This window comes from Candidatus Rokuibacteriota bacterium (assembly GCA_030647435.1).
Taxonomy (GTDB): domain Bacteria; phylum Methylomirabilota; class Methylomirabilia; order Rokubacteriales; family CSP1-6; genus AR37.
Map to the genome: position 1 here is coordinate 36,884 of JAUSJX010000069.1, position 24,877 is coordinate 61,760.

Consider the following 24,877-nt stretch of genomic DNA (forward strand, 5'->3'; position numbering starts at 1 on the left):
GCTGCGACCGCTCAGCGTGAGCGCCGAATGGCCGCAGCTGGGGGGGGATACCGACAGAGCGGCCCCCCTCCTCAAGATCGTTCCTGAGCCTTCCTCGGCCCTTGCCGTCGCACCGGATCCATGGTGAGCGCCGACACGGGAAACACGCGCGCGGCGATCGCGGCCTCGATGCCTTGTAGGGTGAGGATCGACACCTGGTAGAAGTGCAGCGTGGTCACCAGCATCGAGACCGCGAGCCAGCCCGCGGTGAGCAGGTAAAAGGTCGGCGTGCGCAGCGCCGCGCGCAGCGCCAGGCCGTCGAGGGCGCTCAGGCCCTGCGGCTGCGCGGGCGCCGCGTCGCCGTCGGGCCGCAGGCCCGTGTCTTCGGGCGTGTTGTACACCAGCAGCAGCACCGGCGGCAGCAGGATGAGCCGAGGCCGGAGGGCTATTGTGGGTGCTACCGCTCGCCTTCTCCCCGACGCTGCTAGTGTGCCCGGGTGCCAGGCTAGGGTTCGCGGTCGGACCGGATGTCCGTCGCTGCCCGGTGCCCCGCAGAGATGACGTTAATGGCCAGGTGTCAGCATTCGCAGGTCACTTGAGTGTCAGCATTCGCGGGTCGGTATAGTGCTGAGAAAACGGTAGAGGAGGAGGACGGCATGAGACAAGAAGCTCGCGAGGGGCGCGACGCCCGGGAATGGTAGCGGCGGTACGTGGCGGGGCATCGATGCGTGCGGTCGCTCAGCAGTGCGACGTGAGCCTGGCGACCGTGCAGCTGCGGGTCGGCCGCGCTGCGGGCGAGCGCCTGGATCGGGTGGACTGGGAGGATCATCCGACTGGCTGCCGGCCCGCAGCCAACCGCCTGCCGGTCGAGACCGAGGATCTCGTGCTGCACCTGCGCCGCGAACTGAAAGCGACCAGTGACCTTGGCGAGTACGGGGCCGTGGCCATTCGCCGCGAGCTGCTGAACCAGGAACCGCGTGTGCTTCCCTCGGTCCGGAGCATTGGTCGGGTGCTGGAGCGCCGGGGCGCATTGGATGGGCATCGGCGGACGCGGCGGCCGGCCCCGCCGCCCGGGTGGTATCTGCCGGCAGTGGCCCGGCGTGAGACGGAACTCGACAGCTTCGACATCGTGGCCGGATTGGTCATCCGGGGCGGGACGGATGTCGAAGTGCTCAACGCGATGTCGCTGCATGGCGGCCTGGCCGCTTCCTGGCCGCGCAGCGAAATCACCGCGAAAACAGCGGTCGAATCTTTGCTGGAGCATTGGCGCAGCGTCGGGTTGCCCGCCTACGCGCAGTTCGCAACGACACCCGCTTTCAGGGCACGCACACGCATCCCAACAGCATCGGCCGGGTGGTCCGGATCTGCCTGAGCCTGGCGGTCGTGCCGGTGTTCGCTCCGCCTCGGGAGACCGGCTTCCAAGCCGCGATTGAGAACTTCAACGGCCGCTGGCACGCCAAGGTCTGGGCCCGCTTCGAACATGTCTCGCTCGCGGCCCTGCAGACCCAATCGGCCAAGTTCATCGCGGCCCTGCGGCGCCGGTCCGCTCCCCGCCTCGAGGCGGCTCCGCCCCGGCGCCTGTTTCCGGCAGACTGGACTCTCGATCTCCAGCGCCCCCTGCAGGGCCGCATAATCTTTCTCCGCCGCACCAACGACCGCGGCGACGTTCAGCTGCTGGGCCACACCTATCCCGTCGCCCCGACTTGGGTCCATCGCCTGGTCCGTGCAGAGATGCACCTGGCCGCGGAGCGCATCGACTTCTACACGTTGCGACGGCGGGACCCCTCCGACCAGCCTCTCCTGGGCACCGCCCCCTACGCGGTACCCCGAAAGCGTTTTGTGGAGTGACCCGCGAATGCTGTCACGTGTCATTGATCGTCATCCCAGTTGACCTGCGAATGCTGGCACCTGGCCCGTTAATGCTTCCTATGCGCCCGCCGCCAGGCGAGGCCGCCCAGCCCGATCACGCCGACCGAGACAAGGAAGAGACTGGCGGGCCCGGGCACCTCCGCGGTGATCGGCGTCATGGTCCCCGTGAACCGTCCGTCCTCCGTGAAGGTGAGCCCGGTGATGAAGGCGGTGGCGTCCAGGGGATCGAGCCCCGCGCCCGCCTCGATGCCGAGGATCCGGAAGCGGTCCACTCCGCTCGCGTCGAAGTCGTGGACGACCCCGGCGCTCAGCACCTCGTCGGACACCCAGCCCGCGCCGTCCCAGAGGTAGAGGTCATAGAGCCCGTCGCCGGCACTCGGGAGCAGCACCGAGGCGAAGCCCGGGTCGCCGGGCCCGATGGCGTAGTCGTACCCGATGGCCACCAGCGGATCGATGAAGACCGTGGTCCCCGCCACCACATCGGTGTCGAAGGTGTAGACGCCGGTCAGGCCGAGTGTCGGGAGCACCACGCTGGGAGGAGCCCCCGCCTCTAGCAGCGTGAAGTCGAAGAACGCCCGCGACTGACGGAGGAAGGTGGTGACGCTCGCCGCAGGCACGTGGCCCCTCGTCTCGGCCAGGCCGATCTCGATCGAGTAGCGGCGGCCCGGCACCAGAGGGATGCCGGCGGACGTCAGTGCGGGAGCCGTGAAGCTCGTGTCGCTGGGCAGGAGGCTCTGGAAGTGGATGGTATCGTGGAGTCCGAGTCCCCCGACCCCTGCGGGTGCTCCGCGCTTGGGACTCTCCAGGTCGTAAATCCTGATGACGACGCCGTCGGGGGCGAAGCCCGCGGGGACCGCCCACGAGAACGTCGGACGGCTGCCACTGCCCGAGATGGTCACGCTCCTGACGAAGGGAGCGGCGTCGACAGGCCCGACCGTCGGGGTGGCCACGACGGTGGTATCCGGACCGTTCGTGAAGGTCAGGGTCCAGGACCCGGTGAGCGCGGGATCGTAGAAGGCGCTGCGCGAAAACAGATTGGGAGCCACGGATGTCGGAATGAACGCAAGCGGAACCACCGCCGTCCCCTGCGTCGCCACGCCCGCCGTTCCCCCAGCTCCGTTCGGTACGGCGCTGACCGCGCCGAAGTTCACGAAATCGCCGGGGACCAGACCGGTGATGTTGTCGCTCCTGGTGTCGCGGTGGTGGAACACGCCCGACACGGTGATCGGCGTGGGCCACGCGGTGGCCGGGATGAGCGCGATGAGTGCGACGACGAGCACCCGGAGAGCGGCCGGAGCGCCGAGGGACGGGACCATGGTTGATCCTCCTTTACCACAGGGTCGAAAACAGGGTCGTAGACGGGAAGAAGGGGAGGAGCCGGGTCACGGCGCCCTGGGTCGCCTCGGCCGCCGTCCCGTCCCCGGACGGAGTGATGGTGTTCGCCCCGACCACGTGTTGGTCCCCGGGGGTGAAGCCCAGGGTGTTGGGCCCCCTGTTCTCACGGAATTGGAACTGGTTGGTGATCGTCAACGCTAGCGCTGGCGCGGGGCCAACGCCGAGCAATGCCAGCAGGCTCATCCCAGCCGCGAACGATCGCTCCATCTCCGCGTCCTCCCGTCTCCCGAGGCTTCCGCGTCCTGTCCGGCTCTCCCGGCGTAGAAAGTGCCAAGGATGATGCTCTTCGGGCTCCCCCAAATTTAATCAGAGGCATGAATTGCGCCAATGAGAAAAAGCCAAGTCGCAGCAGGGACATAGGCTGGAGTGGCTCTACCGTTCTTGCGGCCATCGTAAGCTTTTCCGACTCCGAGGCGCGGGAAAGGTCTCTCCTCCGTAGGCCGGACGATGGAGGGTTCTGGGCAATAGCTCCCAGGCGTGTCGGACCTCTTTACGGCGGCTTACGACACCCCGGCCACGCGGGAGCGGGACCAGCCATGCGGAGCTCCGCAGAGGCCGGACGAGGCCGTGCGGCTCCCAGCGGCGCCGAGCTTCGCGAGGCGGTGGCGCTGGCGCCGAATCTCCCCCAGCGGGCCGAGATCGACCAGCTGCCGGACGAGCTGCCCCGCTGAGCCGGGGCCGACGACCCACAGCGGTTTGCCCCGACCTCCCAAGCCCCTTGATGCTGGAGTGCCATGGGATAATTCACCCGCGATGAGGTTCATCCTCGTGTTGCTCGGCCTCCTCCTGGTTCCGCTGGTCTCCGCGTCGGCCGCGCCGGTCGGCCCCCTCGAGCTGTCAAAGCCGGAACAGGTGCCCCCGAAGCTCGCCGAGGCGGTTGCAGCCCTCAACCGGAAGGAGCCTGACAAGGCACGCGCCCTGGCCCGCGAGTTTCTCAAGGAGCAACCCAATTCAGCCTACGGCCACGAGGTGCTCGGTGTGGCCGAGCTCGTGAGCGGGCAATGGAAGGACGCCGAGAGGGCCCTGCTGGGCGCTCTCAAGATCGATCCGAACCGTTTGGGCGCCCGGCTGCTCCTCGGTCAGCTTTATCTTCAAACGGGTGAGCCGAAGAAGGCGGAGCCGCAGCTGCGCGAAGCGATCCGGATCTCCCCGAACACGGCGGTAGTCCGGCGCACCCTCGCTGAGGCGCTCCTCCGCCTGGGACGTCCGCGGGAGGCCCTCAGCGAAGCCCAGGAGAGCCTCAGGCTCAACAAGGCCCCTGACCTCGAGAGCCAGTTTCTCCTCGCGAGCATTCTGAACGAGCTGGGCCGGGTCGGTGAAGCCGAGCTGCAGCTGACGGACGTGCTCAAGGCTCAGCCCGACTATACGGAAGCGCTCCTCCTCCAGGGCCTCGTCAAGCTCGAGCTGCGCAAGCTCGATGAGGCCGAGGTCCTGCTGAAGCGGGTTACGAAGAAGGAGCCGCAGTCTCAGTGGGGTCGCCTCGGGTTGGGCGTGCTCCGACGCCTCAGGGCTCAGCTCGCGCAGTCACGAGCCGAGTTGGAGAAGCTTGCGAAGGACAAGCCGGACTGGGCTCTCGCCCAGTTCGAGCTTGGCAGGACGCTTCTCGCCCTGGGGGATCTGGACGCGGCGCTCAAGGCTTTCGAGCGCACCGAGCAAACGAGTTCCGACCCGAACGTCGCGAAGGTGCGCGTCGGCGAGGCTCTGTTGGCCTCCGGCGATACTGAACGGGCATTGGCGCGGGCACGATCAGCCGCGAGCTCGCCAACCGCCGGCGCCCTGGCCCGTCAGCTCCTGATCAAGGCGTATGCCGCCCAGGGTCGGCCCGAGCAGGCCGAAGCCGACCTGAAGGCGGCCGCGGCGAAGGCCTCGGATCTCTCCGCCGCGCTCGACCTCGGGAACTTCTACCTGAGGATCCGGCGCCCGAAGGAGGCGGTCGAGGCTTTCGAGGGGGTCACCCGTGTCCGGCCGGATGCCGAGGAGCGATTCGTGGGGCTTGCGCTCGCCTACGCAGCCCTTGGAGACAAGGCGGAGGCGCTGGCCGCGGCCAACCGGGTCGTCAAAGCCCAGAACGGCTCGGCCGACTCTCAGGCCTTCCTGGGCTCCATTCACGAGCGCCTCGGCCAGCGGCGGGAGGCAGAAGCCATTTACCGCGCGATCCTCGGCCGGGACCCTGCAAACCTCGAGGCCGGGCGCGCCCTGGCCGCCCTTCACGCCCGCGACCGGCGGTACGCCGAAGCGACCCGTCTGCTGGAGGATCTCGCGAAGTCGCATCCGAGATCTCCGGCGCCTGTCTTCGATCTGGCCGGGGTCTATCTCCAGTCCGGGAAGTCGAGCCAGGCGATCACCGCCTACCGCGAGGCGCTGGTGCGGGGCGGCGATGACCCGGCAGTGCTGAACAACCTCGCCTACCTGCTCGGCAAGGACGCGGGCACTCGCGCCGAGGCTGTCCGGTACGCCGAGCGCGCCCACCGGATGGCTCCCGCGAGCCCGAGCGCGGCGGACACGCTCGGGTGGCTCTTGTTCCTCCAGGGCGACGTCTCCCGATCAGAGAAGCTGGTCGCCGCCGCGGCCAAGACCGATGCTAAAAACCCCGAGATCCACTACCACCTGGGTGCGGTGCTGGCGAAGCTCGGCAAACGGGCAGAGGCGCGTAAGGAGCTCGAGCTGGCCCTTCGGGCCCCCGGCTTTCCCGAGGCCGCGGAAGCCAGGCGAATCCTGGACTCTCTTCGCTAGGGCCCGGAGGCCGGGCTGTCGGACGGAGACCTTCTGACACCGCGCTGACCCCGCAGCCTCGGGTTCTGTGTCGGAAGCTTTGACAGTCGTCGAGCGGTAGCGAACAAGAGTCACACAAAATCACCACTTTAGACGCTGGCATGGCGCCTGCAGTGGCTGTGTGCAAGGCGGAACTTAGGCTTATGCCCTGTAATTACTTCGCGAGGAGCCGCACATGAGAGCAGCGTTCAGAGGGTTGTTCGTGGCAGTCATCGGGGTTGCGCTGGGCTTGGCGGCGCTGGCAGGCCCGGCCTCGGCGACCCTGAACCCCTTCAAGACCTTCCAGAACGCCGCGCTCTCGATCGACGGCGCCACGGACGTGGAGGCCATCAACGCCCTCCAGTCGAACACCCCCGCGGGCGCGACGATTCTCGCGGCCTACCTCTATGTCGCCGACGTGGCCGGCAGTGGCGTGGCCGGCGATGTCACGCTGAATGGAGCGTTCCTCCCCGTGGCGGGCGGGACCCTGCTCGGCCCTGACGCGAACTTTGCCAATACCCGGCGGTTCGACGTCACGAAGAACGTGGCCGCTGCAATCACGCTCGCGGGTGTTGGGCTCGTCACCCACAGGTACTCGGAGGCCGGCTTCACGGACGGGGCCGTCCTCGTCGTGGCGTGGCAGAATGCGAGCACGACGGGCGGCACCGCGATCATCCTCGACGGCGAGCTGGCCATTGCCGGAGACTCGACCACCTTCGTCTTCGGGGGGCCCTACGCTGGGGGCGACCTCCTCATGTCCCTGGCGAGCAGCTTCAGCTTCGGGCTCTCTCAGTTTACGATAGTCGATGTGACGACGACCTCTAACCCGTTGCGCCGTCTGACCCAATGCGCGGGAGGCAACGAGGACGGGAATTTCGTTGGCCTCGACGGGGCCTTGATGACGGTGGGCGGCATCGGCGACAGTCCGACGAACCCCGTGCCGTCTTGCAATGGAAATGCTGCCGACGACGAGCTCTACAACCTCGCGCTCGGGGACAGCGTAAACCCCCTGCCGTTCATCCAGATCGGGGACACGTTCATCCGGTTCAACACCGTGAACCCGAGCCACGACGACAACGTCTTCGCGCTGTTCTTCTCCTCGGCGTTCCGTGTCGAGCAGCCGGGGCCGGGGCCGGTGCCCGAGCCCGCGTCGCTCGTGCTCCTCGGGGCGGGCTTGGCCGGACTGGCGTTCTACTTCCGCCGCGGCCGTCGTCGCTAGAAGACGGCTCGATCGGCTGGTTCCTACCACGGGCGCCGAGGCCTCCCTCGGCGCCCGTGGTGCGTTCATTGACCCCTTGCAAGGGCCATGAGACGCTGGCCGCGACGTGATGCTGAGGCGCCTGATCCTCTGCAGCCTCCTGGCGGTGCTCGCGAGCGCGTGCGCCACGACGCCCACCAAGCGCGCCCCGCTGCGCGCGGCGACGGACGACGAGAGGCGCATGGTGGGGCAGGCCATCTCGCCGCTCCTCACGACCTCGGGGCTCTGGCGAGGTGCCAGCGACGGCTGCGCCATCGCCCTCGCCGTTCAGGCGGTTCCCGCCATCAACCTCGGCGTGGCGCCCCACCGGCAGTGCCGCTTCGCCCTGGTGGTCACCGAGGGCGCGCTCAAGACGCTGCCGCCCGCCGAGCTGCGGGCCGGGCTGGCGCACGAGATCGGGCATGTGGAATCCGGGCACTTCGCCGCGCGCGCCCAGCGGCGCGCCGCCGAGAAACAGACCCGGAAGGAGATCGATGAGAAAAGCCCGACGCGCAACCCAGCGACCGCCATCCCCGTGATCGGCCCGCTGATCGCGATCGGGATCGTCGCCTTTCAAGGCGTCGCCGAGGCCAAGGCGGATGCCGAGTACCGGAGCTACGACCGCGAGGAGGAGTACGCGGCCGACCGCTACGCCCTCGACTTGCTCGCGCGGCTGCCGGGGAATCCGCCGGCCTGCGTGGGGTTGGTTACGCTGCTCGACCGGCTACAGGAGCAGGGCGGGAGCCGCGTCAAGGACCACCCACTCCCAGCCGAACGTGCCAAAGCGGCTCGGGAGCGCTGCCCCGGGTAGGCCCCGGTCGAGCACCGGCGGACTTCTCAGCGGCAGCTCATCGAGATGGCTTCGATCACGTTCGCGAGCGTCTGGCCGCCCGAGGACTGCGTCGTCAGGAAGCGCCCGTTCACGGTGACCGGAGAGCCGGGGGAACAGGGCGGCGGCGTCAGCGAGAGCACGCGGACGAAGGCGCCGCGCTCCATGACGTCGAAGACCGCCCCCGGCCCTCCCATTGGGCCGCGGGGCAGGAGATTGGTGAGCGTGCCGCGCACGGTCACCATCCGGCCGGCGAAGCGGGTCGGGTTGAGCATGATCTCGAGCGGGGTGATCTCCTCCGCGCGAACCGGCGCCGCCGTGCCGACGAGGGCCAGCAGGAGAAGCGCGGTGGTGAGCCCGCGCAGCCTGAGGGCGTCACTCATGGCTCAGCGCTTCGATGGGGCTCACCCGCGCCGCCCGATCGGCCGGATAGAAGCCGGAGGTGAGTCCGAGGGCCCCCGTGAGCGCCGCCGCCAACAGCGCCGCCTCAGGCGCCACCAGGGTCGGCCATCCCAGGAGGCGCGTGAGCAGATGGGCCGACACCGCTCCGAGGGCGATGCCCGAAGCTCCGCCGGCGAGCGCCAGCGTGGCCGCCTCGACGAGGAACTGGAAGCGGATGTCGCGCCCGCGGGCGCCCACCGCCAGGCGGAGCCCGATCTCCCTTGTGCGTTCGGTGACGGAGACCAGCATCACGTTGGTCACGCCCACCCCGCCGACCAGCAGCGAGACACAGGCAATGGCCGCCAGGAGCCGCCCCATGGTGCGCGAGGCCTCCTCTTGCGCGGCGAGGGCGCCGGGCATGTTGCTGATCCAGAAATCGTCCGGCGAGTCAGGCTGAAGCCCATGGCGCTGGCGAAGCAGCGCGCGCAGCTGGGCCTCGGCCTCGGCGGTGTCCTCGCCCGGGCGGATCTTGACCGAGATGGCGGTGACCGATCGAGCATTGACCGGTCCCGCGCCCAGGATCCGCGTCCGCGCCGTCCGGAGAGGGACCAGCACGATGTCGTCCCAGTCTTGGCCAGCGCCGTCATGCCCCTTGGGACCGAGCACGCCGACCACGGTCACGGGCACTCTCCCGATGCGGATGGTCTCGCCGATCGGATCGGCGTCGCCGAAGAGCTCGTGGGCCACGACCTGCCCGATCAGGACGACCTTGGCCGCGCCGTCCACGTCGTCGGGCGTGATGGCGCGCCCGACCGCCAGCGTCCAGTCCCGGGCCTCGAGGAACTCGGCCGTCACACCCAGTATGTAGGTGGACCAGTTGAGGTTGCCGTAGACGGCCTGGACATTGCCGCGCAGCGAGGGGGCCGCGACTTGGACAGCGTGGATTTCCCGCTCGATGGCGGCGGCGTCGTCCTGGGTGATGGTGAGTCCGGAGCCCAGGCCCAGGCGGAGGCCACCCGAGGTGGCGCCACCCGAGAGGATGATGAGGAGATCGGAGCCCAGGGCCTGGAATTGCTCCGCGATCACGGCCCGCGCCCCGGCGCCGAGGGCCAGCATCGTGATCAAGGCGCCCGTCCCGATCGCGATCCCGAGGAGCGCCAAGCCGCTCCGGAGGCCGTGGACACCGAGGGCGCGCCAGCCCGTGTGGAGATTCTCGACGAGCCTCATCCTATCGAATCGACTCGAGCGTCCGCCGCGCCTCATCGGCCGCGGGGAAGCCCGGTGACTGGAGCGCCCGCTCGAGCTCCCGGCGCGCCTCCTCCTTCTTGCCCTGCTTGGCCAGGACCATGCCCAAGTGATAGTGGACTTCGGGATCATTGGGCACGCCGCCCGCCGCCTGGCCGAGCAGTGCCTCGGCGCGATCGAGGACGCCGCCTTTCTGGTACAGGAGCCAGCCCAAGGTGTCGGCGATGGCGGGGCTCCGCGGCGCCGCCCGATAGGCGCGCTCGGCGAACTCCAGCGCTTCGTCCAACCTAGCCGGGTCTTTGCCGAGGGAGTAGGCGAGGTTGTTGAACGCGACGGTGTTGTTAGGGTCACGGGCGAGAACCTGGCGATAGGCGGCGATCGAGGCGGCGTCATTTCCGGCCTTCTGGTAGATCAGGGCCAAGTCCAACGCCGGCAGCGCCGAGGTGGGATTGGCGTTGGCGGCATCCTCGAGGAGCTTGACGGCGTCTCCGGCGCGCCCGGTGCGGTTGTAGAGGCCTGCCAGGGCCAGGCTCGCGCCGAGGTGAGCGGGCTGGCGCTCCAGCACCTTCTGGTAGGCCTGCGCGGCGCCGGGGCTCTGGCCCACGCGATCGTAGACCGAGCCCAGGAAGAGGTAGGCCTCGGCCGACTCGTTGTGGACCTGGAGGGCGGCCTGGGCGGCCTTGACGGCATCTGCTGGCTGGTTGAGCGCCAGATAGGCTTGGGCTTGGCCCGCCAGCGCGTCAGGGGCGCGGGGCGAGAGCTTGGCCGCGCTCTCGAATTGGACGAGGGCTTCCCGGGCGTTGCCGCGGCTCAGGTGGAGTCGGCCCAACTGGAGCGGCCATATCGGATCCTGAGGCCACTCGGCCGCAGCGGCCTCCAGCTCGCGCTGGGCCAGATCAGGTTGGCGCTTGGCGAAGTAGGCCTGGGCGAGAAAGCCGCGGGCAAGCGGAGCAAGCGGAGTGCCGAGCGAGGCCTGAGCCTTGGCGATGCTTCGATCGATATCGCCCTGGGAGAGGAAGAATTTGGCGATGCGCAGCCGCGTCAGGGCGGCGTTGGGGCTCGTCTTCTCGGCCTGGTCGAAGGCGCGAATCGCGGCCTCGCGCTTGGCTTCGAGCCAGAGCGTCTGGCCGAGCTGAAGGTGGGCGAGGGCCCAGTCCGGCTGGTCCTTGACGATTCCTTCGAGCTCGGCTCGCGACTGGTCCAATTGGCCGCGAACGCGCTTGACCACGGCCAGCCCGAGCCGGGCCCAGAGCGAGCGAGGCGCCCGATCGCTCGCCTTCTGAAGGAGCACCGCCGCTTCATCGACCTTGCCCAGCTCGAGCTTGACGATGCCTTGGAGCAAGAGAGCGGGCTGTAGGTCGGGCTTGCCGGCCAGCACTTCGGCCAGGAGCGGCTCGGCCTCGGCCGGCCGCCCGGTCTCGTGGTACACCGTGGCCAGGAGATACTTGGCATCCGGATCTTGGCCGCGGGACTGCTCCACGCCCTCCCGCGCCTCGGTGACGGCCTGCTCAACGCGCCCTTGGCGGAGGAGCGAGATTGCCAGTCCCCGTCGCGCCTCGGCCAAGCCGGGCGCCTGGGCCAGCGCCTTGCGGAACCAGTCCTCGGCTCGCTTGGGGTCTTTCCGCTCGATGGCCACCAGCCCCAGCCGCATCATGGCGGTGGACCGACTCGGGTCGAGTTTGAGAGCCTCTTCAAGCTCGCGCTCCGCCTCGGGGTAGCTCCGCTTGATCGCCAAGGCGGCTCCAAGCACCTCGTGCCCCACGGCGTCCTTGGGCTGATCCACAATGAAGCGGCGGGCAATCCGTATGGCGGTGTCGGCATCGCCTTTTCGGAGAGCTTCGATGGCCTTTCCGATCGGCGCGGGGGCCGAGGGCTCATCAGGGATGGACGGGGGCGTGCTCGGAGACGAGGAGAGGGGGGCGGCCGCTCCCGGCGCGGCCCAGAGAGCGAGGAGGGTCAGGGCGAGAACGAGACGTCTCATCAGCGGTTGGTCCATCTCCGGTTCCGAGAGTCTACCACGGTGGGGCAGGGAGGACGAGTGGCGTGAACCCCAATTGGGGCAGGCATTTATGGTAAAGTCGAATTCCTTCAGCCGTAGCGGGTCCGGGGGTCAATAGAAGGGCACTCATTAGAAGGCCACTCATTCCGGAGGAGCGGGGCTCCTCCTCCAGTCAGGGGCGCGCGGTGACCACATCGGGCAAGGCGGTGCGAGGAATCCAGGTTCTGGTCTTGATTGCGTTGGCGCTCCTTCTGGGGGTCGGCTGCTCCGAGGCGCCCTCGGTCAAGAAGCAGAAGGCCCTTGAGCGCGGGGAGCGCTACCTCGCCGAGGGGAAGCCCAGCGAGGCCATCATCGAGTTGATGAATGCCCTGCAGGTGGACTCGAACTTCATCCCGGCGGTCCACGCCCTGGGCCGCGCGTATGCGGCCAAGGCTTGGTACGCGGATGCGCTCCGTGAGCTGGAGCGGGCCCAGAAGCTGTCTCCAGACTCCCCTCCCTTGGCCATCGACATCGGCCGGATTTATCTTGAGATGGGCGCTCCCTCGGAGGCCTTGGCAGCAGCCGATAAGGTCTTGGGGCGGGATCCCCAGAACTCCCAAGCGCTCACCATCAAGGCCGCGGCGCTCCTGAGTCAGGGCAAGACCAGCGAGGCGCTGGCCATCGTGGAGAGCGCTCCGGCCGGCGCCATCGCCGAGGCCGACCAGGTCCGCGCCGGCGTGCTCCAGCGGCTCGGCAAGGTCGACGAAGCCGAGGCAGGCTACCGCGCCGTGCTCACGAAGCAGCCCAAGGATTTCCAGAGCCTTCTCGGGCTGGGCAGCATCCAGCTCGGCCGGAAGAAGTACGACGAGGCCGCCAAGCTCTATGACCAGGCGGGGCAGCTGAAGCCGCTCGACCCGCGCCCTCGGCTGGGAGTGGCGGCCGTCAAGGCGAGGACCGGGCAGGTCGCCGAGGCCATCAAAGAGCTCGAGGGGGTAGATGCGCGTGCCCGCTCGGGTAACGTGGTGATGGGGCTGGCGACCTACTACCTCCAGGCGAACCGCCCCGGTGATTCCCAGCGGCTCCTCGAGCCGATCGTGGGGCGCTTCCCCAAAGTCGTGCAGGCGCGCTATCTCCTCGGCGCGGCGTACATGATCAACGGCAAGTTCGATCTCGCCGCGGCCCAGTTCGAGGAGCTGGCCCGACAGGTTCCCAACGAGGTCATGGTGCGGCTGCAGCTGGCCGCGGCCTACTCGCGGATCGGCAAGCCGAAGGAGGCGCTGGTCGAGCTCGACCGCGTGGCCAAGGAGGCCGACAAGATCCCCACCTACCAGGACGAGCGCGGGCGCGCGCTGATGCTGCTGGGGAAGATGGACGAGGCGCTGAAGGCCGCGCAAGCCGCGCAACGCCTTGCCCCCGAAAGCGGGCAGCCCTATCTCCTGATGGGCCAGATCTACACCCGGCGCGGAGACACCAAGGCGGCGCGCGAGATGTTCGCCCGCGCGTCCGCGCTGAGTACGACCGACGCCTCACCGCACCTGGCCCTGGGCCGCCTGGCGCAGTTGGACAAAAATCCGGACGCGGCGCTGAAGGAGTTCGACGCGGCCGTTCAGGCCGATCCCAAGTCGCTCCGCGCCGTCCGGGCCAAGGCCGGCCTGCTCTTGCAGCAGAAGAAGCCCAAGGAAGCGATCCAGTTCGTCGAAGGGCTCGTCGCGCGCGAGCCGAAGAATACCGAGTTCCAGACGCTCCTCGGCGGTCTCTACGGGCGGGACCAGCAGCGGGACAAGTCGGCGGCCGCGTACCGGAAGGCCGTGGAGCTGGACCCGAAGGCCTCCGAGCCGCGCTTGGGCCTGGCCAGGATCGCCCTCTCCCAGGGCAAGGACGAGGAAGCCCTCACGCAGCTTCAGGCGGCGGTCAAGGAGCAGCCGGGCCATCCGCTTGCGGTCCTCCTGATCGCCGGCCTCTACGACCGTCTCGCGCGCTACGACCAGGCGATCGCGGTCCTCGAGGCGGCGGCCAAGGCCGACCCGCGCCAGACTCTCTTCGCGCTCGGGCTGGCCGAGATGTACCTGAAGAAGGGGCGGTACGACGACGCCATCTCCCGCGCTGGCGAGCAACTCGCCGCCAACCCCGACCTGGCCGGCGCCCGGCTGATCCGGGGGCAGGCGCTCTTGGCCAAGGGCGATCCGACCGCTCTCAAGGACTTCGTCGAGGTCGCGCGGGCCAATCCGAAATCGGCGTTCGCCCAGTACCTGCTCGCTCGAGCGTACGTGCAGTCGGGGCGGGTGCCCGAGGCCCAGTCCGCGTACAAGGAGGCCATCAAGATCGACCCGCAGTTGAGTCAGGCCAAGGCCGAACTGGCCCTCCTCTCGGGTCAGAAGCCCGACAAAGGCGAACAGCTCAAGGAGATCGAGCAGCTCCGTGCGGTAGTCAAGGCCAATCCGAAAAACATCGTGGCCCGCGAGCGGCTGGCGCGCCAGCTCCTGGCCATCGGGCAGGCAAAGCAGGCGGAGGCTGAGCTCAAGGCGGTCCTTGAGCTGGCACCCGCGCATCCCGACGCCAATCTCCTGATGGCGGGCATCGCCGCCCAGCAGGGCCGGCGGGACGAAGCGGCGAACTACGCGCGAGCCGTGCTCCGTAGCAACCCCTCGCACGTGGACGCCAACCTGTTCATGGCCGGGTACCTGCTCCAGAGCGGGCGCTCCGAGGAGGCCACCAAGCACCTCGAGACCGCGCTCCAGGTCAATCCCAACCGCTCGGACGTGAAGCTCCGGTTGGGGGCGGCCTACGCGCAGCAGGGGCGGCTGCCCGATGCCCTGCGCCTCGCCCGTGAGCTCCAGAAGAGCGAGCCCAAGAGCCCCGCGCCGCTGCTCCTGATGGGCATGGCGCTCATCGCCCAGCAGAAGCCCCAGGAGGCTCTCGAGGCGTTCAACTCGGCGCTCAAGCTCAAGAGTGACTTGCTCGACGCCCATCGCGGCCTCGGCCAGGCGTACCAGGTGCTGAACCAGCCTGACCGCGCGGCCGAGAGCTACCAGCGCGCCCTGACGGTCAATGGCAAGGACGTGGCATCGCTCAACAACCTGGCTTGGCTCCTGTCCGAGGTGCGGAAGAAGCCCGACGAGGCCCTGCCGCTGGCCACCAAGGCCGAGCAGCTCGCGCCCATGTCTGCCGAGGTGCTGGACACCCTGGGCTGGGTGCATTACCGCCGCGGAGCCTTCGCCGAGGCGGAGAAGGCGCTGCTCCGCGCGGTGGAGCGCGCGCCAAACAACGGCACCATCCGGTACCACCTGGGGATGACCTACGCGCGCCTGGGCAAGAAGCAGGACGCCGTGTCAGCGTTGAGGCGCGCGGCTCAGCTCGATCCCAAGCTGGGCGACAGCGAGCGAATCGACAGCGTGATCAAGGAGCTGGGCGGCTAGGTGGAATCGCCAGCGGGGTCAGGTCTTGCAATCCGACATCGCGACCGAACCCAGTCCTGACACCCGCTCGCATGTGATAATGCAAGACCTGACCCCATCTCCCCTCGCGCACCGCCCGACCGAGAAGATGCTCCATAGCCTGCTCTGTTCCCGAACGCGTGTTCCGCGTCCTATGCGCCCCCTCACCCTGTCCCTCTCCCCGGGGGCGAGGGGATCGACACGGCTCCCTCCTCCGGGGGCGAGGGGATCGACACGGCTCCCTCCTCCGGGGGATGAGGGGATCGACACGGCTCCCTCTCCCTCGGAGAGGGAGAGGGCCGGGGTGAGGGTGGCGCATGCGTTCACGCATAATCCGGGTCAGGCCCTGGCGGCCATTGCCCAACCGAGACAAGACCGGTACGGAAATGCGCGAATTCAAGACGTGATCCCATCTCCCGCCCGAGAGGATCGACGCGACTACAGGAGAGCCACGAACTCCTCGACGCTGAGACCAGCTTCCCGGATCAAGTTGCGCAGGGTGCCTCTGGCGAGTTCCTTGTGGTCAGGGACAGTCAGGCGGCGGTTCGGCGGATCCTGGCGGCGGAGGATGATGTGGCTACCGGTCTGACGATCTTCGCGGTAGCCGATCTTGGCGAATGCTCTCACCGCCTCTCGGCCGGAGACGGCCGGGAGACGCGTCACATTGCGATCTCCACCATCTCCTCGTTGATCGGGGGCGGGATGGGCTCGTTGTGCTTCTTCAGGCTCTCGAGATAGCCCTGGATGGCGTCGCGGATGTTGGCAAGCGCCTCGCTTCGGGTCGGGCCCTGCGAGATGCAGCCGGGCAGTGAGGGACACTGAGCGATGAAGACCCCGTCCTCGTCCTGCTCGATGACGACTCTGAATTTCATGGGCCAGATCGTATCACACCCACTGGGGAGGCCACGGGGTCATGTCTTGAGATGCGGCATGGCGACCGAACCCACGCCCGATAGCCGCTCGCATGTGATAGTGCAAGACCTGACCCCCTTCCCCCTCCGCAAGGTCGCTGACCCGAAGAAGGCGGTCAACGAACTCCGCGTGTGGCAGAACGAACTGAACTTCTGGCAGTCTTCGGCAAGGTGCACGGTGTATGCGGCCTACACGACCCTGGAGGCCGGCCAACCCGCCGAGGAGCCGGATGAAACCCGCCGTGATTCTCTAAGCGATCGTCGGAGGGGCAGGCACCGTCGGCGCCGAGCGGGCGGTGGGCTACGGGGCAGGTCTTGCAATCCGACATCACGGTCGAACCCAGTCCCGATACCCACTCGCAGATGATCGTTCAAGGCCTGACTCCTTTGCACTCGCGGATGTGCTACGTTGTGCTACATGCGATATGGGACAGGGGTTGTCGGCGTGCGGGAGCTGAGGCAGAATCTGAGCGTCTACCTGAGGCAAGTCAAGGCGGGCCAGACCTTAGAGGTGAAGGAACGGGGGCATCGCGTCGCCGTGCTGGCTCCGGCCGGCGCGAAGGCGACGGCACTCGACCGTCTCATCGCCGCGGGTCGAGCCACAGCGGCAGCCGGGGATCTCCTCGAGCTCGGCCCCCCGCGGGGCAAGCGGCCATCGCGTCGGGCCAGTCGGGCGCTCGCCAAGGGCAGAGAAGAGCGCGCGTGAGCCTCGTGTATCTCGACTCGTCAGCGCTGGTGAAACTCATCGTCCGAGAGCCGGAATCGGCGGCGCTCGCCGAGTTTCTCCGGGGGCACTCCGAGCGCGTGGCGAGCGCGCTCTCCCTCACCGAAGTGCCGCGAGCCCTGGGCCGCGCCGGGTTTGGGGCGGCGGAGCGCCGACGGGCCCGCGAGATCCTCACCCGCGTCGCGCTGGTGGATGTGGACCGTCGGACCCTGGCGGCGGCGGCCGCACTGGACCCCCCGGCGTTGAGAACCCTGGACGCGATCCATCTCGCCACCGCACTGACCCTTCGCGAAGACCTCGCGGCCCTGGTGACCTACGATCGCCGGCTCGCCGCCGCCGCCAAACGAGCGGATATCGAGGCGCTGGCCCCCGCCTGAGCGAGCCCTGTTCCTCTGGAGAGCGGGGTCAGGTCTTGCAATCCGACATGCCGCCCTGGCAGCCGTTGCCCAACCGAGACAAGACCGGTAGGGAAATGCGTGAATTCAAGACCTGATGACGCCATCTCCCCCGGTGGCCTCCCCGAGCACCGCGAGCATCTCGTTGCCGTAGCGCTCCAGGTTGAAGGTCTGGGTCGCCCACTCACGCGCCTGCTGACCCAGCCGCCTCGCGGCCTGAGGGTCCTCGCACAAGACCTGGATCTTGTCGGCCAGCCCCTTCCAGTCTCCGGACGTGTACAGGAGGCCGTTGAAACCGTCGCGGATCAGCTCGGGGGTCCCGCCGCTGCGGGCTCCGATCACGGGCGTGCCCATCTTCATGGCTTCCAGGACCACCCGCCCGAAGGCTTCCATGCGCGAACACATCAGCGCGACATCCGCTTTCCTGAAAAACGGGTACGGGTCACAAGTGTAATCCACCATGTCCACGTGCGGGGCGAGCTCGAGCGAGTCGATCAATCGCCGCAGGTACTCCACATAGGGCGCGGATCCGTGGCCCACGATCGTGAGCCTCACCGGCAGGCCGCGGCGGACGACTTCGTGAACCGCCCGCAACGCTTGCTCGTGCCCCTTGGACTCGGCGACCGTACCGACCAGCACGCAGAGGAACGGGGCGGCGGCTCCCTGACGGGCCGGCTTACCCTGCTCCGTTGCCGGCACCGGCGGCACGGGCACGGCGTTGTAGACGACGCGCGCGCGGTCCGGAGGCACCTGTCGCTCGTAGTGCCGGGCCACCGCCTTGGAGTTGAAGACCACCAGCTTCGAGAGCGCGCTGAGGATCCGCATGGACAGCCGAGCGCCGAACTCGAAGTGCAAACCGTGGTCGAGATCGCCGAACTCCCTGACGTGGGTGACATGAGGGATGCCCAGCAGCCGCGCGCCCAGGGCCCCTTCGCAGCAGGTCAGCGTGTTCGTCACCACCACGTCGCACTTCCAGCCCCGGATCATGCGGGCCAGCAGCGCGCCGCGCAGGCTATGGACCAGCGGCTTCTTCAGCAGGCGGTCCCACAGCGGGAGCGGAAAGCGCCTGGTCCACGGCCAGAAGGACCACACGGCATAGGGAATACGGCGTGCCTCGAGGGCCTGCGCCACGTAGTCGCGCGTGGGGACCACCACCCGGCACTCGACGCCCCGGGCCGTGAGGACGTCGATGAGATCGATCATCGACCGCTCGCTCCCGCCGTCCCCCCAGGTGGGTGACACAAAGCAGACCCGCATTCACACCCCCAGGATTGAGGCGGGCCCCGGGGTCAGGTCTTGCAATCCGACATCGCGGCCGACCCAGGTCCTGATACCCGCTCGCATGCGATAGTTCCAGACCTGACCCCATTCCGCATTCCGGCGCGGATTCGGGGTGTTATTCATGGTTCAGCGCCTCGATGGGGCTCACGGATGCGGCCCGGCTGGCCGGATAGAACCCGAACAGGATCCCGACCGCAGCCGTGAGAGCCGCCGCCAGGAGCGCCGCTTCCGGGGCCACCACAATGGGCCAGCCCCCGAAGCGGGCGAGGGCGTGGGCCCCGAGCGCTCCCAGCGCGATACCCAGGACGCCGCCCGCCAGCCCGGGCGGCGCGAGAGCGCTCCGCACACGGTGTGTGCCTCGAGCGCGCGGCAGGGGGTGCGGAGGCTCTGGGGGAGCATCATCCTAGCGGAAGGCCTCCAGGACGCGCCACGCCTCGTCGGCGCCGGCGAAATTCCGCGTGAGCGCCACGGCCGCACCCAGTACCTCGTGCCCCAGGTCGTTCCCGGGCTGCGCCGTAACGAACTGGCGGGCCACTCGCTCGGCCGTGCCGGCATCGCCTTTTCGCAGGGCCTCGATGGCCGTCCGAATCTGGGCAGGGGTCGACAGATCGTCCGGGACGGGCGGGGGCGTGCTCGGAGACGAGGGCAGCGAGGAGGCCGTCCCCGGGATGGCTGGGAGGAAGACCAGAGCGACAACGACAACGACAGCGACCATCGTCATCGCGCGGGCGGTCTTGAATCGGGTCATAGAGCCCTTTCATCGTTCCGCGAGTCTAGCACGGAGAGGAGAAGACGAAGGGCGAGAACCCCAATCAGGGCACTGTATCGCCCCAGGCGCACTACTTCTGGCTGTCTGACGCTTGCGGGTTTCGCTATGAGGCGATCTTCGGGATGCCAACGGGGAAGGGGAGTTTGAGTCTGTCTTCCACGTCGACGCAACGACATTGGACGTGAAGATTAGGGAAATGTTGGAGTAGAACGCGCGATCCGCCTCGCGGCGATCACGGCCCTCCAGCGTCCATAAAATAGGTGGCCACGAGTCCCGGGCGGGCAAAAAGAAGATTGGTCTGCTCCCGTTCCATGACCGCAGCGAGAGTTGAGCGGCGAAGCCGTTCTTCGATCACCGATTCCATCTCCCAGGGCTCGAGGCCGAATTCACGGAGATGGTTCAGCAGTGAGGCGACACCCGAGGCACCCCCGATCCACGCGGGTGTCACCTCGACGACCACCGCGGCGGTGCTGGCGAGAAGGTTGGTCATCCCGTGGATGACGGCAGGCTCGTGCCCTTCCACGTCGATCTTGACGATGATCTTTCCGCCGGTTGTTGGGGAGAGGGGGAGATCATCCGCATTGACAACCTCGACCTCGTATTCCTCCACAAAGGTCCCGGTCCGGCTATCCTTGTTCGGGTCCGGCCGTATGGTGCTTCCACCAAGCCAGTCTGGATTGACGCGTAAGGTTGTGACGCCAGAGTGGTCGCTCAGCGCCTTCTGCCAAACCTGGATCCGCCCGACGCGGGGCTGTTTGGCGGCGTGGTCGCGAAGCAGTTGTGCAAGCAGAGGGTGAGGCTCGAAGGCGTGGACGGTCCCATGCGGCTGAACGAGCGCGGCCGAGAGCATGGTTATGTGCCCGAAGTTCGCGCCGGCGTCGATTACGGTGTCGCCAGGGCGAAGCACACGACGCAGGAGCGCGTCCAGCGGCCGCTCGAAGAGGACGCCGAACCAGTATGGCACCCGGTGCATCGGGTTGTGCGGATTGCAGAGGATGGCCACTGGTAGTCCGCGCAGGCGGCGCGGTTGAGGGGCGGACGGGAGGACGCCGGGGTACAGGAGTCTCGGAACGACACGCTTCATAAGGTAGGGGATCCAGCGGTCCAAGAGACCAGTACGCCCGACCGTTGCCATCATCTCGGACGCGACCCGCTTCAGCTGTTGCCTCCAGGTCGGGCGCGGATTAGGCATCAACGAGGGCGCTATCCAATAAGAGCTGAGCAGGTCGTCTGCGACAAGGGCGATCTGGGCTTACCGCTTGAGGCCTTTGACGACCCGCGGCGGCGGTGCCCCGCTTGATGTGGAAAAGGTGATGGGCGTTCTTCCGGCTCTTCGTGAGGTTCACGGTAGCACGCGCTGAAAACGGAGCCCCGCATTTGGCTCAGGAGCTACGATCGTGGTCCGGCCCATACCGTAGTATGCCCCCAATCGGGTGCTCATGCCGCTAGCTGCATTCGCCTGCTGATGACCGCCGCGATCCTCGTGTAGCCGTCGATCTTGCGGGGCGTGATCTGCCCGATCGCGACGAGGCCGAAGAGCAGGATCAGCGCCGCGTCCTCGGTCGGCGGGGAGCCTTGCGCCTTCACGCGCCGGCGGAACTTTTCGTTGAGCCGCTCGATGACGTTGGTAGTGCGCAGCGTCGTCCACTGCGCCGTGGGGGAGCGGAAGAAGGTGAGCAGCTCGTCGTTCCCCTCCTGGAGACTGCGCACGACGCCCGGGCAGCGGTTGGCCCACGTGCGTTCAAACATCGTGTAGGCGGCCCGCGCCGCGTCGCCGTTCGCCGCGTACACGATGCGATGAAAGTCCCCTCGGAGGTCATCGAACGCGCGGTTCGGCGCCTTCCGCTCGAGGTTGCGCAGCGTGTGCAACTTATGCCGATATCGGCATGATGTGCATTATGCCGAGCAGCGGATTATGCCGAGTTGGCGGCCACACGCCGTGTGGGACAAGGGCGTGGTGCTGAGGGAGTCGGCATAATCCTGGAACTCTGATCGAGCGTAGCCTTCTCTCCGACATCAATCCGATGAGGAGAGGAGACCACGATGGGCAGACCGTCTCGTGTTCGGGTCACTGGACCGTTGGAGCGGTACGCAGGCGGGTTCCGAAGGGAGCTCGCCCGACAGGGCTACACGCTGCACTCGGCCAGCAACCAGCTCCAGCTCATGGCGCATGCGAACCGCTGGCTCGCGAGCCGCGGGCTGGTGGTCGGCGAGCTGACACCGGTTCGGGTCGAGGAGTTCCTCGCGGCGCGCCGCGCCGCGGGCTACACGCGGTGGCTGTCGACCAAGGCGATGGTGCCGGTCCTTGAGTACCTGCGAGGCCTCGACGTGGTCCCGACGCCGAGCCCGGATGTCCCAGCCACACCGGTCGAGAAACTGGTGGAGCACTACCGGACCTACCTGGTGCGCGAACGGGGGCTGGCGGTGGGCACCGTGGTGAGCTACCTGCATGTGGCCGGATTGTTCTTCTCCACCCGCTCCCCCGAGGGCGCGCTCGACCCGGAGCGCCTCACCGCCGCTGAGGTGACCGACTTCGTGCTCGCCGAGTGCGCCGCACGCAAGGTCGGCTCGGCCAAGTACGTCGTGTGCGGGCTGCGGTCGCTGCTGCGCTTCCTCTACGTGGCGGGCCACACGCAGCGCCAGCTCGCGGCGGCGGTGCCCACGGTGGCGGGCTGGCGCCTGGCTGGTCTGCCCACGGCGTTCGGCCGCCAGGAGGTCGCCCGCTTGTTGGCGAGCTGCGACCGGCGTCGCACCTTCGGCCGGCGCGCCGTCGCGGTGCTGGGCCTGCTGACACGCCTGGGGCTGCGTGCCGGGGAGGTGGCGGCGCTGGAGCTGCCCGACATCGACTGGCGCCGCGGCGAGGTCGTCATCCGCGGCAAGGGCCGCCGCCAGGAACGGCTACCGCTGCCCGTCGACGTCGGAGAAGCAATGGTCGGCTGGCTACGCAAGGGTCGACCACACTGCGAGTGCACCACGGTCTTCACCCGGGTTCGGGCACCGCACCGGGGCCTGACCAGCGGCGGCGTGTCAGCGATCGTGCGGGCCGCATGCGCGAGAGCCGGCCTGCCGGAGGTGAACGCTCACCGTCTCCGGCACACCGCGGCGACCGAGATGCTGCGCGCCGGCGCGGGACTGGCTGAGGTCGGCCAAGTCCTGCGCCACGCCAGCGTGTTGACCACGAGCATCTACGCCAAGGTCGACCGGACGGCGTTGCGTTCGTTGGCCCAGCCGTGGCCGGGGAGCGCGGCATGAGCGCGCTCCGTCGGGATCTGGACGACTACCTCGTGATCCGCCGGGCGCTTGGTTTCAAGCTCGCGCGCGCCGGGCTCCTGCTTGCCGACTTCGTCGCCCATCTGGAGGCGAACGAGGCCGACACGATCACCACCGACGCGGCGCTCGCGTGGGCGACCCGTCCCCCCAACGGCGCGTCGAACTGGTGGGCGCAGCGGCTGGCGGTGGTGCGGAGCTTCGCCCGTCACCTCCACGCCATCGACCCCACCCACGAGGTGCCCCCGCCCGGCCTGCTGCCGGGCCGGAGCCATCGGGCCACACCCTACCTGTACTCCGACCGCGACATCGCCGCGCTGATGGCCGCCGCCCGGGGGTTGCGCGCACCGCTACGGGCGGCCACCTTCGAGACCCTGGTGGGGCTACTGGCGGTGACTGGTCTTCGCATCGGCGAGGCCCTTCGGCTCGACCGCGATGACGTCGACCTCGTCGACGGTGTCCTGGTGATCCGCCTCTCCAAGTTCGGCAAGTCGCGCGAGGTCCCCCTGCATCCGAGCACCGTCGACGCGCTCGCCGCCTACACCCGCGAACGTGATCGGCTCTGTCGCCGCCCAGTCGACCGGGCGTTCTTCGTGTCCACCGCCGGCACCCGGCTCCTCTACTGCAACGCGCACCTCGCCTGGCTCGACCTGGTCCGCCGAGCCGGACTCCAGCCACGCTCGGCGACGTGCCGACCCCGGCCGCACGATCTGCGCCACAGCTTCGCGGTGCGCACCCTGCTCGGCTGGTATCCAGACGGCGCCGACGTGCACGCCCGCATGCCGCTGCTGTCCACCTACCTCGGCCACGTCCACCCCGGCAACACGTACTGGTATCTCTCCGCCGCCCCCGAGTTGCTCACCCTCGTCGTGGCTCGCCTCGACGCCACCGTCGGAGCACCGGCATGAGCGCCCTCGCCCCCACCCTGCAGAGCTTCTTCACCGAGCGCATGCTGACCCAACGTCGGGCCAGTCCCAACACGGTGGCCTCCTACCGCGACACCCTCCGACTGCTGTTGGGCTTCGCCCAGCGCCGCACCGGCACGACGCCGTCCAAGCTGCAACTGGAAGACCTCGACGCGGTGCTGATCGGCGCCTTCCTCGAGCATCTGGAACGTGAGCGCCACAACAGCGTGCGCACTCGCAACACCCGACTGGCCGCGGTGCACTCGCTGTTCGCCTACGCGGCCCTGCGCCACCCCGAGCACGCCGCGCTGATCCAGCGGGTGCTGGCCATCCCGGCCAAACGCACAGACCGACCGCTCGTGTCGTTCCTCACCCACGACGAGGTCGACGCGGTGCTGTCGGCGCCCGACCGCGATACCTGGGTCGGCCGCCGGGACCATGCGCTGCTCCTCGTCGCCGTCCAGACCGGCCTTCGCGTCACCGAGCTCACCTCCCTCACGTGCGCAGACGTGGACCTCGGCACCGGCGCCCACCTGCGCTGCCACGGCAAAGGCCGCAAAGAGAGGATCACGCCCCTCACCACCCAGGCGTGTGGCGTCCTTCGCGTCTGGCTGGCAGAGCGTCGGGGAGAACCATGCGACCCGCTCTTCCCCAGCCGCCGACGCGGGCCCCTCAGCCGTGACGGCGTCGCCCTACTCGTCGCCAAGCATGCAGGCGCTGCCACGCAGCGCTGCCCATCACTGGGCGGCAAGACCGTGTCGCCACACGTCCTGCGGCACACGTGCGCCATGTCTCTGCTCGCGGTCGGAGTCGACATCTCCGTGATCGCGCTCTGGCTCGGTCACGAAGGCGTCGAGACCACCCAGATCTACCTGCACGCCGACCTCGCCATCAAAGAACGAGCCCTCGCCCGAACCGCCCCCGCCGGCACCACGCCCGGCCGCTACCGCGCCCCCGACTCGCTCGTCGCCTTCCTCGAAGCCCTGTGATTATGCCGACTCCCTCAGCACCAAGTCCTTGTCCCACACGGCATGTGGCCGCCAACTCGGCATAATCCGCTGCTCGGCATAATGGAGCTGGCAGCGTTGGATCACCGCGGCGTCGCCGAGGACATCGCCGAGGGCCTTGCGCAGCCCCTTGCCCCCGTCGATCACGCACAGCACCCGCCCGTCGAGCGTGAGCCCACGGGCCAGCAGGTCTTGCAGCAACTCGGTGCACACCACGGCGTTCTCCGTCGAGCCCAGGCGCAGCCCCAGCGGCTCCTTGGTCCCGTCGCGCGTGATCCCCAGGGCGACGATCACCGTCTGCTGCGCCACCACGACGCCGTCCATGAACAGGGCCACCACCTCGAGCCCCTCCAGGCGCCGCGTGAGCTGCTCCTGTAGCCGCTGCCGGGTCCGCCGCACCACGGTCCGGCTGACGGCGCTCTTGCTACTGCCGCGGGTGCGCCACCCGCTCGGTCGCGCCTCGAGACTGGCCTCGTACTGGCGCGTCGACACCCCGGCGAGGAGTTGCTGCATCATCCGC

26 protein-coding genes are annotated in these 24,877 nt (G+C 68.5%); 12 read left to right on the forward strand and 14 right to left on the reverse strand.

What is annotated here, in order from left to right; translation table 11 throughout:
- Window positions 1-71: 71 nt before the first annotated feature.
- Complete coding sequence (locus Q7W02_12820) at window positions 72-392, reverse strand: hypothetical protein (GenBank protein MDO8477050.1); 321 nt, start codon at window positions 390-392, stop codon at window positions 72-74.
- Window positions 393-730: 338 nt separating this feature from the next.
- Here Q7W02_12820 and Q7W02_12825 point away from each other — a divergent pair, with 338 nt between their 5' ends.
- Both Q7W02_12825 and Q7W02_12830 read left to right on the forward strand, forming a co-directional pair.
- A complete protein-coding gene (locus tag Q7W02_12825) occupies window positions 731-1,351 on the forward strand; it encodes a hypothetical protein (GenBank protein ID MDO8477051.1) in 621 nt (206 codons plus the stop codon).
- Window positions 1,333-1,827 (forward strand): hypothetical protein, encoded by a 495-nt coding sequence (locus tag Q7W02_12830; protein ID MDO8477052.1) that lies wholly within the window; start codon window positions 1,333-1,335, stop codon window positions 1,825-1,827. Before Q7W02_12825 ends, Q7W02_12830 begins: the two co-directional genes overlap by 19 nt.
- Before the next feature lie 68 nt (window positions 1,828-1,895).
- On the opposite strand, the gene Q7W02_12835 is transcribed toward Q7W02_12830, so the two are convergent.
- Together Q7W02_12835 and Q7W02_12840 are read right to left on the reverse strand one after the other, a co-directional pair.
- On the reverse strand, window positions 1,896-3,164 hold the full coding sequence (locus Q7W02_12835) for a hypothetical protein (protein MDO8477053.1): 1,269 nt from the start codon (window positions 3,162-3,164) through the stop codon (window positions 1,896-1,898).
- Window positions 3,165-3,177: 13 nt separating this feature from the next.
- Window positions 3,178-3,450, reverse strand: a complete 273-nt coding sequence (locus tag Q7W02_12840) for a hypothetical protein (GenBank protein MDO8477054.1) — start codon at window positions 3,448-3,450, stop codon at window positions 3,178-3,180.
- A gap of 329 nt (window positions 3,451-3,779) precedes the next feature.
- Here Q7W02_12840 and Q7W02_12845 point away from each other — a divergent pair, with 329 nt between their 5' ends.
- The 4 genes from Q7W02_12845 to Q7W02_12860 all read left to right on the forward strand — a co-directional run bounded on the left by Q7W02_12845 (window position 3,780) and on the right by Q7W02_12860 (window position 8,042).
- Window positions 3,780-3,914 carry a hypothetical protein gene (locus tag Q7W02_12845; GenBank protein MDO8477055.1) on the forward strand — a complete coding sequence of 45 codons (135 nt, stop codon included), beginning with the start codon at window positions 3,780-3,782 and terminating at the stop codon, window positions 3,912-3,914.
- Window positions 3,915-3,996: 82 nt separating this feature from the next.
- A complete protein-coding gene (locus Q7W02_12850; protein ID MDO8477056.1) occupies window positions 3,997-5,976 on the forward strand; it encodes a tetratricopeptide repeat protein in 1,980 nt (659 codons plus the stop codon).
- A gap of 214 nt (window positions 5,977-6,190) precedes the next feature.
- Window positions 6,191-7,213, forward strand: coding sequence for a PEP-CTERM sorting domain-containing protein (locus Q7W02_12855; protein MDO8477057.1), 1,023 nt, complete (start codon window positions 6,191-6,193; stop codon window positions 7,211-7,213).
- Window positions 7,214-7,322: 109 nt separating this feature from the next.
- Window positions 7,323-8,042: a M48 family metalloprotease gene (locus Q7W02_12860; GenBank protein MDO8477058.1), complete on the forward strand. Its 720-nt coding sequence runs from the start codon at window positions 7,323-7,325 to the stop codon at window positions 8,040-8,042.
- A gap of 26 nt (window positions 8,043-8,068) precedes the next feature.
- Here Q7W02_12860 and Q7W02_12865 read toward each other — a convergent pair whose 3' ends face one another.
- The 3 genes from Q7W02_12865 to Q7W02_12875 are packed head-to-tail and all read right to left on the reverse strand — an operon-like array spanning window position 8,069 to window position 11,667.
- Window positions 8,069-8,443 (reverse strand): hypothetical protein, encoded by a 375-nt coding sequence (locus tag Q7W02_12865; GenBank protein MDO8477059.1) that lies wholly within the window; start codon window positions 8,441-8,443, stop codon window positions 8,069-8,071.
- Window positions 8,436-9,668 carry an ABC transporter permease gene (locus Q7W02_12870; protein ID MDO8477060.1) on the reverse strand — a complete coding sequence of 411 codons (1,233 nt, stop codon included), beginning with the start codon at window positions 9,666-9,668 and terminating at the stop codon, window positions 8,436-8,438. Before Q7W02_12870 ends, Q7W02_12865 begins: the two co-directional genes overlap by 8 nt.
- A gap of 1 nt (window position 9,669) precedes the next feature.
- Window positions 9,670-11,667: a tetratricopeptide repeat protein gene (locus Q7W02_12875; protein ID MDO8477061.1), complete on the reverse strand. Its 1,998-nt coding sequence runs from the start codon at window positions 11,665-11,667 to the stop codon at window positions 9,670-9,672.
- 203 nt (window positions 11,668-11,870) lie between these two features.
- Here Q7W02_12875 and Q7W02_12880 point away from each other — a divergent pair, with 203 nt between their 5' ends.
- Window positions 11,871-15,080 (forward strand): tetratricopeptide repeat protein, encoded by a 3,210-nt coding sequence (locus Q7W02_12880; protein MDO8477062.1) that lies wholly within the window; start codon window positions 11,871-11,873, stop codon window positions 15,078-15,080.
- 456 nt (window positions 15,081-15,536) lie between these two features.
- Here Q7W02_12880 and Q7W02_12885 read toward each other — a convergent pair whose 3' ends face one another.
- Window positions 15,537-15,761, reverse strand: a complete 225-nt coding sequence (locus Q7W02_12885; protein MDO8477063.1) for a type II toxin-antitoxin system HicA family toxin — start codon at window positions 15,759-15,761, stop codon at window positions 15,537-15,539.
- Window positions 15,758-15,970 carry a type II toxin-antitoxin system HicB family antitoxin gene (locus tag Q7W02_12890; protein ID MDO8477064.1) on the reverse strand — a complete coding sequence of 71 codons (213 nt, stop codon included), beginning with the start codon at window positions 15,968-15,970 and terminating at the stop codon, window positions 15,758-15,760. Before Q7W02_12890 ends, Q7W02_12885 begins: the two co-directional genes overlap by 4 nt.
- A gap of 484 nt (window positions 15,971-16,454) precedes the next feature.
- On the opposite strand from Q7W02_12890, the gene Q7W02_12895 reads away from it, so the two are divergent.
- Together Q7W02_12895 and Q7W02_12900 are read left to right on the forward strand one after the other, a co-directional pair.
- On the forward strand, window positions 16,455-16,715 hold the full coding sequence (locus Q7W02_12895) for a hypothetical protein (protein ID MDO8477065.1): 261 nt from the start codon (window positions 16,455-16,457) through the stop codon (window positions 16,713-16,715).
- Complete coding sequence (locus tag Q7W02_12900; GenBank protein MDO8477066.1) at window positions 16,712-17,110, forward strand: type II toxin-antitoxin system VapC family toxin; 399 nt, start codon at window positions 16,712-16,714, stop codon at window positions 17,108-17,110. The genes Q7W02_12895 and Q7W02_12900 overlap by 4 nt, the downstream gene beginning before the upstream one ends.
- A 105-nt stretch (window positions 17,111-17,215) precedes the next feature.
- Here Q7W02_12900 and Q7W02_12905 read toward each other — a convergent pair whose 3' ends face one another.
- The 5 genes from Q7W02_12905 to Q7W02_12925 all read right to left on the reverse strand — a co-directional run bounded on the left by Q7W02_12905 (window position 17,216) and on the right by Q7W02_12925 (window position 21,047).
- Window positions 17,216-18,385, reverse strand: a complete 1,170-nt coding sequence (locus Q7W02_12905; protein MDO8477067.1) for a glycosyltransferase family 4 protein — start codon at window positions 18,383-18,385, stop codon at window positions 17,216-17,218.
- 139 nt (window positions 18,386-18,524) lie between these two features.
- Window positions 18,525-18,755, reverse strand: a complete 231-nt coding sequence (locus Q7W02_12910; GenBank protein MDO8477068.1) for a hypothetical protein — start codon at window positions 18,753-18,755, stop codon at window positions 18,525-18,527.
- Between the two features lie 57 nt (window positions 18,756-18,812).
- Entirely contained in the window at window positions 18,813-19,157 is a 345-nt protein-coding gene (locus tag Q7W02_12915) for a hypothetical protein (GenBank protein MDO8477069.1), read from the reverse strand.
- A 253-nt stretch (window positions 19,158-19,410) separates the two neighbouring features.
- A complete protein-coding gene (locus tag Q7W02_12920; GenBank protein ID MDO8477070.1) occupies window positions 19,411-20,181 on the reverse strand; it encodes an FkbM family methyltransferase in 771 nt (256 codons plus the stop codon).
- Between the two features lie 434 nt (window positions 20,182-20,615).
- Entirely contained in the window at window positions 20,616-21,047 is a 432-nt protein-coding gene (locus Q7W02_12925) for a transposase (GenBank protein MDO8477071.1), read from the reverse strand.
- A gap of 174 nt (window positions 21,048-21,221) precedes the next feature.
- Here Q7W02_12925 and Q7W02_12930 point away from each other — a divergent pair, with 174 nt between their 5' ends.
- The 3 genes from Q7W02_12930 to Q7W02_12940 are packed head-to-tail and all read left to right on the forward strand — an operon-like array spanning window position 21,222 to window position 24,339.
- Complete coding sequence (locus Q7W02_12930) at window positions 21,222-22,430, forward strand: tyrosine-type recombinase/integrase (protein MDO8477072.1); 1,209 nt, start codon at window positions 21,222-21,224, stop codon at window positions 22,428-22,430.
- Window positions 22,427-23,353 (forward strand): tyrosine-type recombinase/integrase, encoded by a 927-nt coding sequence (locus Q7W02_12935; protein MDO8477073.1) that lies wholly within the window; start codon window positions 22,427-22,429, stop codon window positions 23,351-23,353. Before Q7W02_12930 ends, Q7W02_12935 begins: the two co-directional genes overlap by 4 nt.
- Entirely contained in the window at window positions 23,350-24,339 is a 990-nt protein-coding gene (locus Q7W02_12940; GenBank protein ID MDO8477074.1) for a site-specific integrase, read from the forward strand. The genes Q7W02_12935 and Q7W02_12940 overlap by 4 nt, the downstream gene beginning before the upstream one ends.
- Here the strand turns inward: Q7W02_12940 and Q7W02_12945 are convergent.
- Window positions 24,340-24,877, reverse strand: a 538-nt coding sequence (locus tag Q7W02_12945) for a transposase (protein MDO8477075.1), incomplete at its 5' end; no start/stop codon positions are given.

Excerpts from the sequence above, each read along its gene's own strand:
- Q7W02_12835 (MDO8477053.1), bottom strand. The coding sequence starts at position 3,164 with ATGGTCCCGTCCCTCGGCGCTCCGGCCGCTCTCCGGGTGCTCGTCGTC.
- Q7W02_12840 (MDO8477054.1), bottom strand. The coding sequence starts at position 3,450 with ATGGAGCGATCGTTCGCGGCTGGGATGAGCCTGCTGGCATTGCTCGGC.
- Q7W02_12845 (MDO8477055.1), top strand. The coding sequence starts at position 3,780 with ATGCGGAGCTCCGCAGAGGCCGGACGAGGCCGTGCGGCTCCCAGCGGC.
- Q7W02_12850 (MDO8477056.1), top strand. The coding sequence starts at position 3,997 with ATGAGGTTCATCCTCGTGTTGCTCGGCCTCCTCCTGGTTCCGCTGGTC.
- Q7W02_12855 (MDO8477057.1), top strand. The coding sequence starts at position 6,191 with ATGAGAGCAGCGTTCAGAGGGTTGTTCGTGGCAGTCATCGGGGTTGCG.
- Q7W02_12860 (MDO8477058.1), top strand. The coding sequence starts at position 7,323 with ATGCTGAGGCGCCTGATCCTCTGCAGCCTCCTGGCGGTGCTCGCGAGC.
- Q7W02_12865 (MDO8477059.1), bottom strand. The coding sequence starts at position 8,443 with ATGAGTGACGCCCTCAGGCTGCGCGGGCTCACCACCGCGCTTCTCCTG.
- Q7W02_12870 (MDO8477060.1), bottom strand. The coding sequence starts at position 9,668 with ATGAGGCTCGTCGAGAATCTCCACACGGGCTGGCGCGCCCTCGGTGTC.
- Q7W02_12875 (MDO8477061.1), bottom strand. The coding sequence starts at position 11,667 with ATGAGACGTCTCGTTCTCGCCCTGACCCTCCTCGCTCTCTGGGCCGCG.
- Q7W02_12890 (MDO8477064.1), bottom strand. The coding sequence starts at position 15,970 with ATGAAATTCAGAGTCGTCATCGAGCAGGACGAGGACGGGGTCTTCATC.
- Q7W02_12905 (MDO8477067.1), bottom strand. The coding sequence starts at position 18,385 with ATGCGGGTCTGCTTTGTGTCACCCACCTGGGGGGACGGCGGGAGCGAG.
- Q7W02_12915 (MDO8477069.1), bottom strand. The coding sequence starts at position 19,157 with ATGACCCGATTCAAGACCGCCCGCGCGATGACGATGGTCGCTGTCGTT.
- Q7W02_12930 (MDO8477072.1), top strand. The coding sequence starts at position 21,222 with ATGGGCAGACCGTCTCGTGTTCGGGTCACTGGACCGTTGGAGCGGTAC.
- Q7W02_12935 (MDO8477073.1), top strand. The coding sequence starts at position 22,427 with ATGAGCGCGCTCCGTCGGGATCTGGACGACTACCTCGTGATCCGCCGG.
- Q7W02_12940 (MDO8477074.1), top strand. The coding sequence starts at position 23,350 with ATGAGCGCCCTCGCCCCCACCCTGCAGAGCTTCTTCACCGAGCGCATG.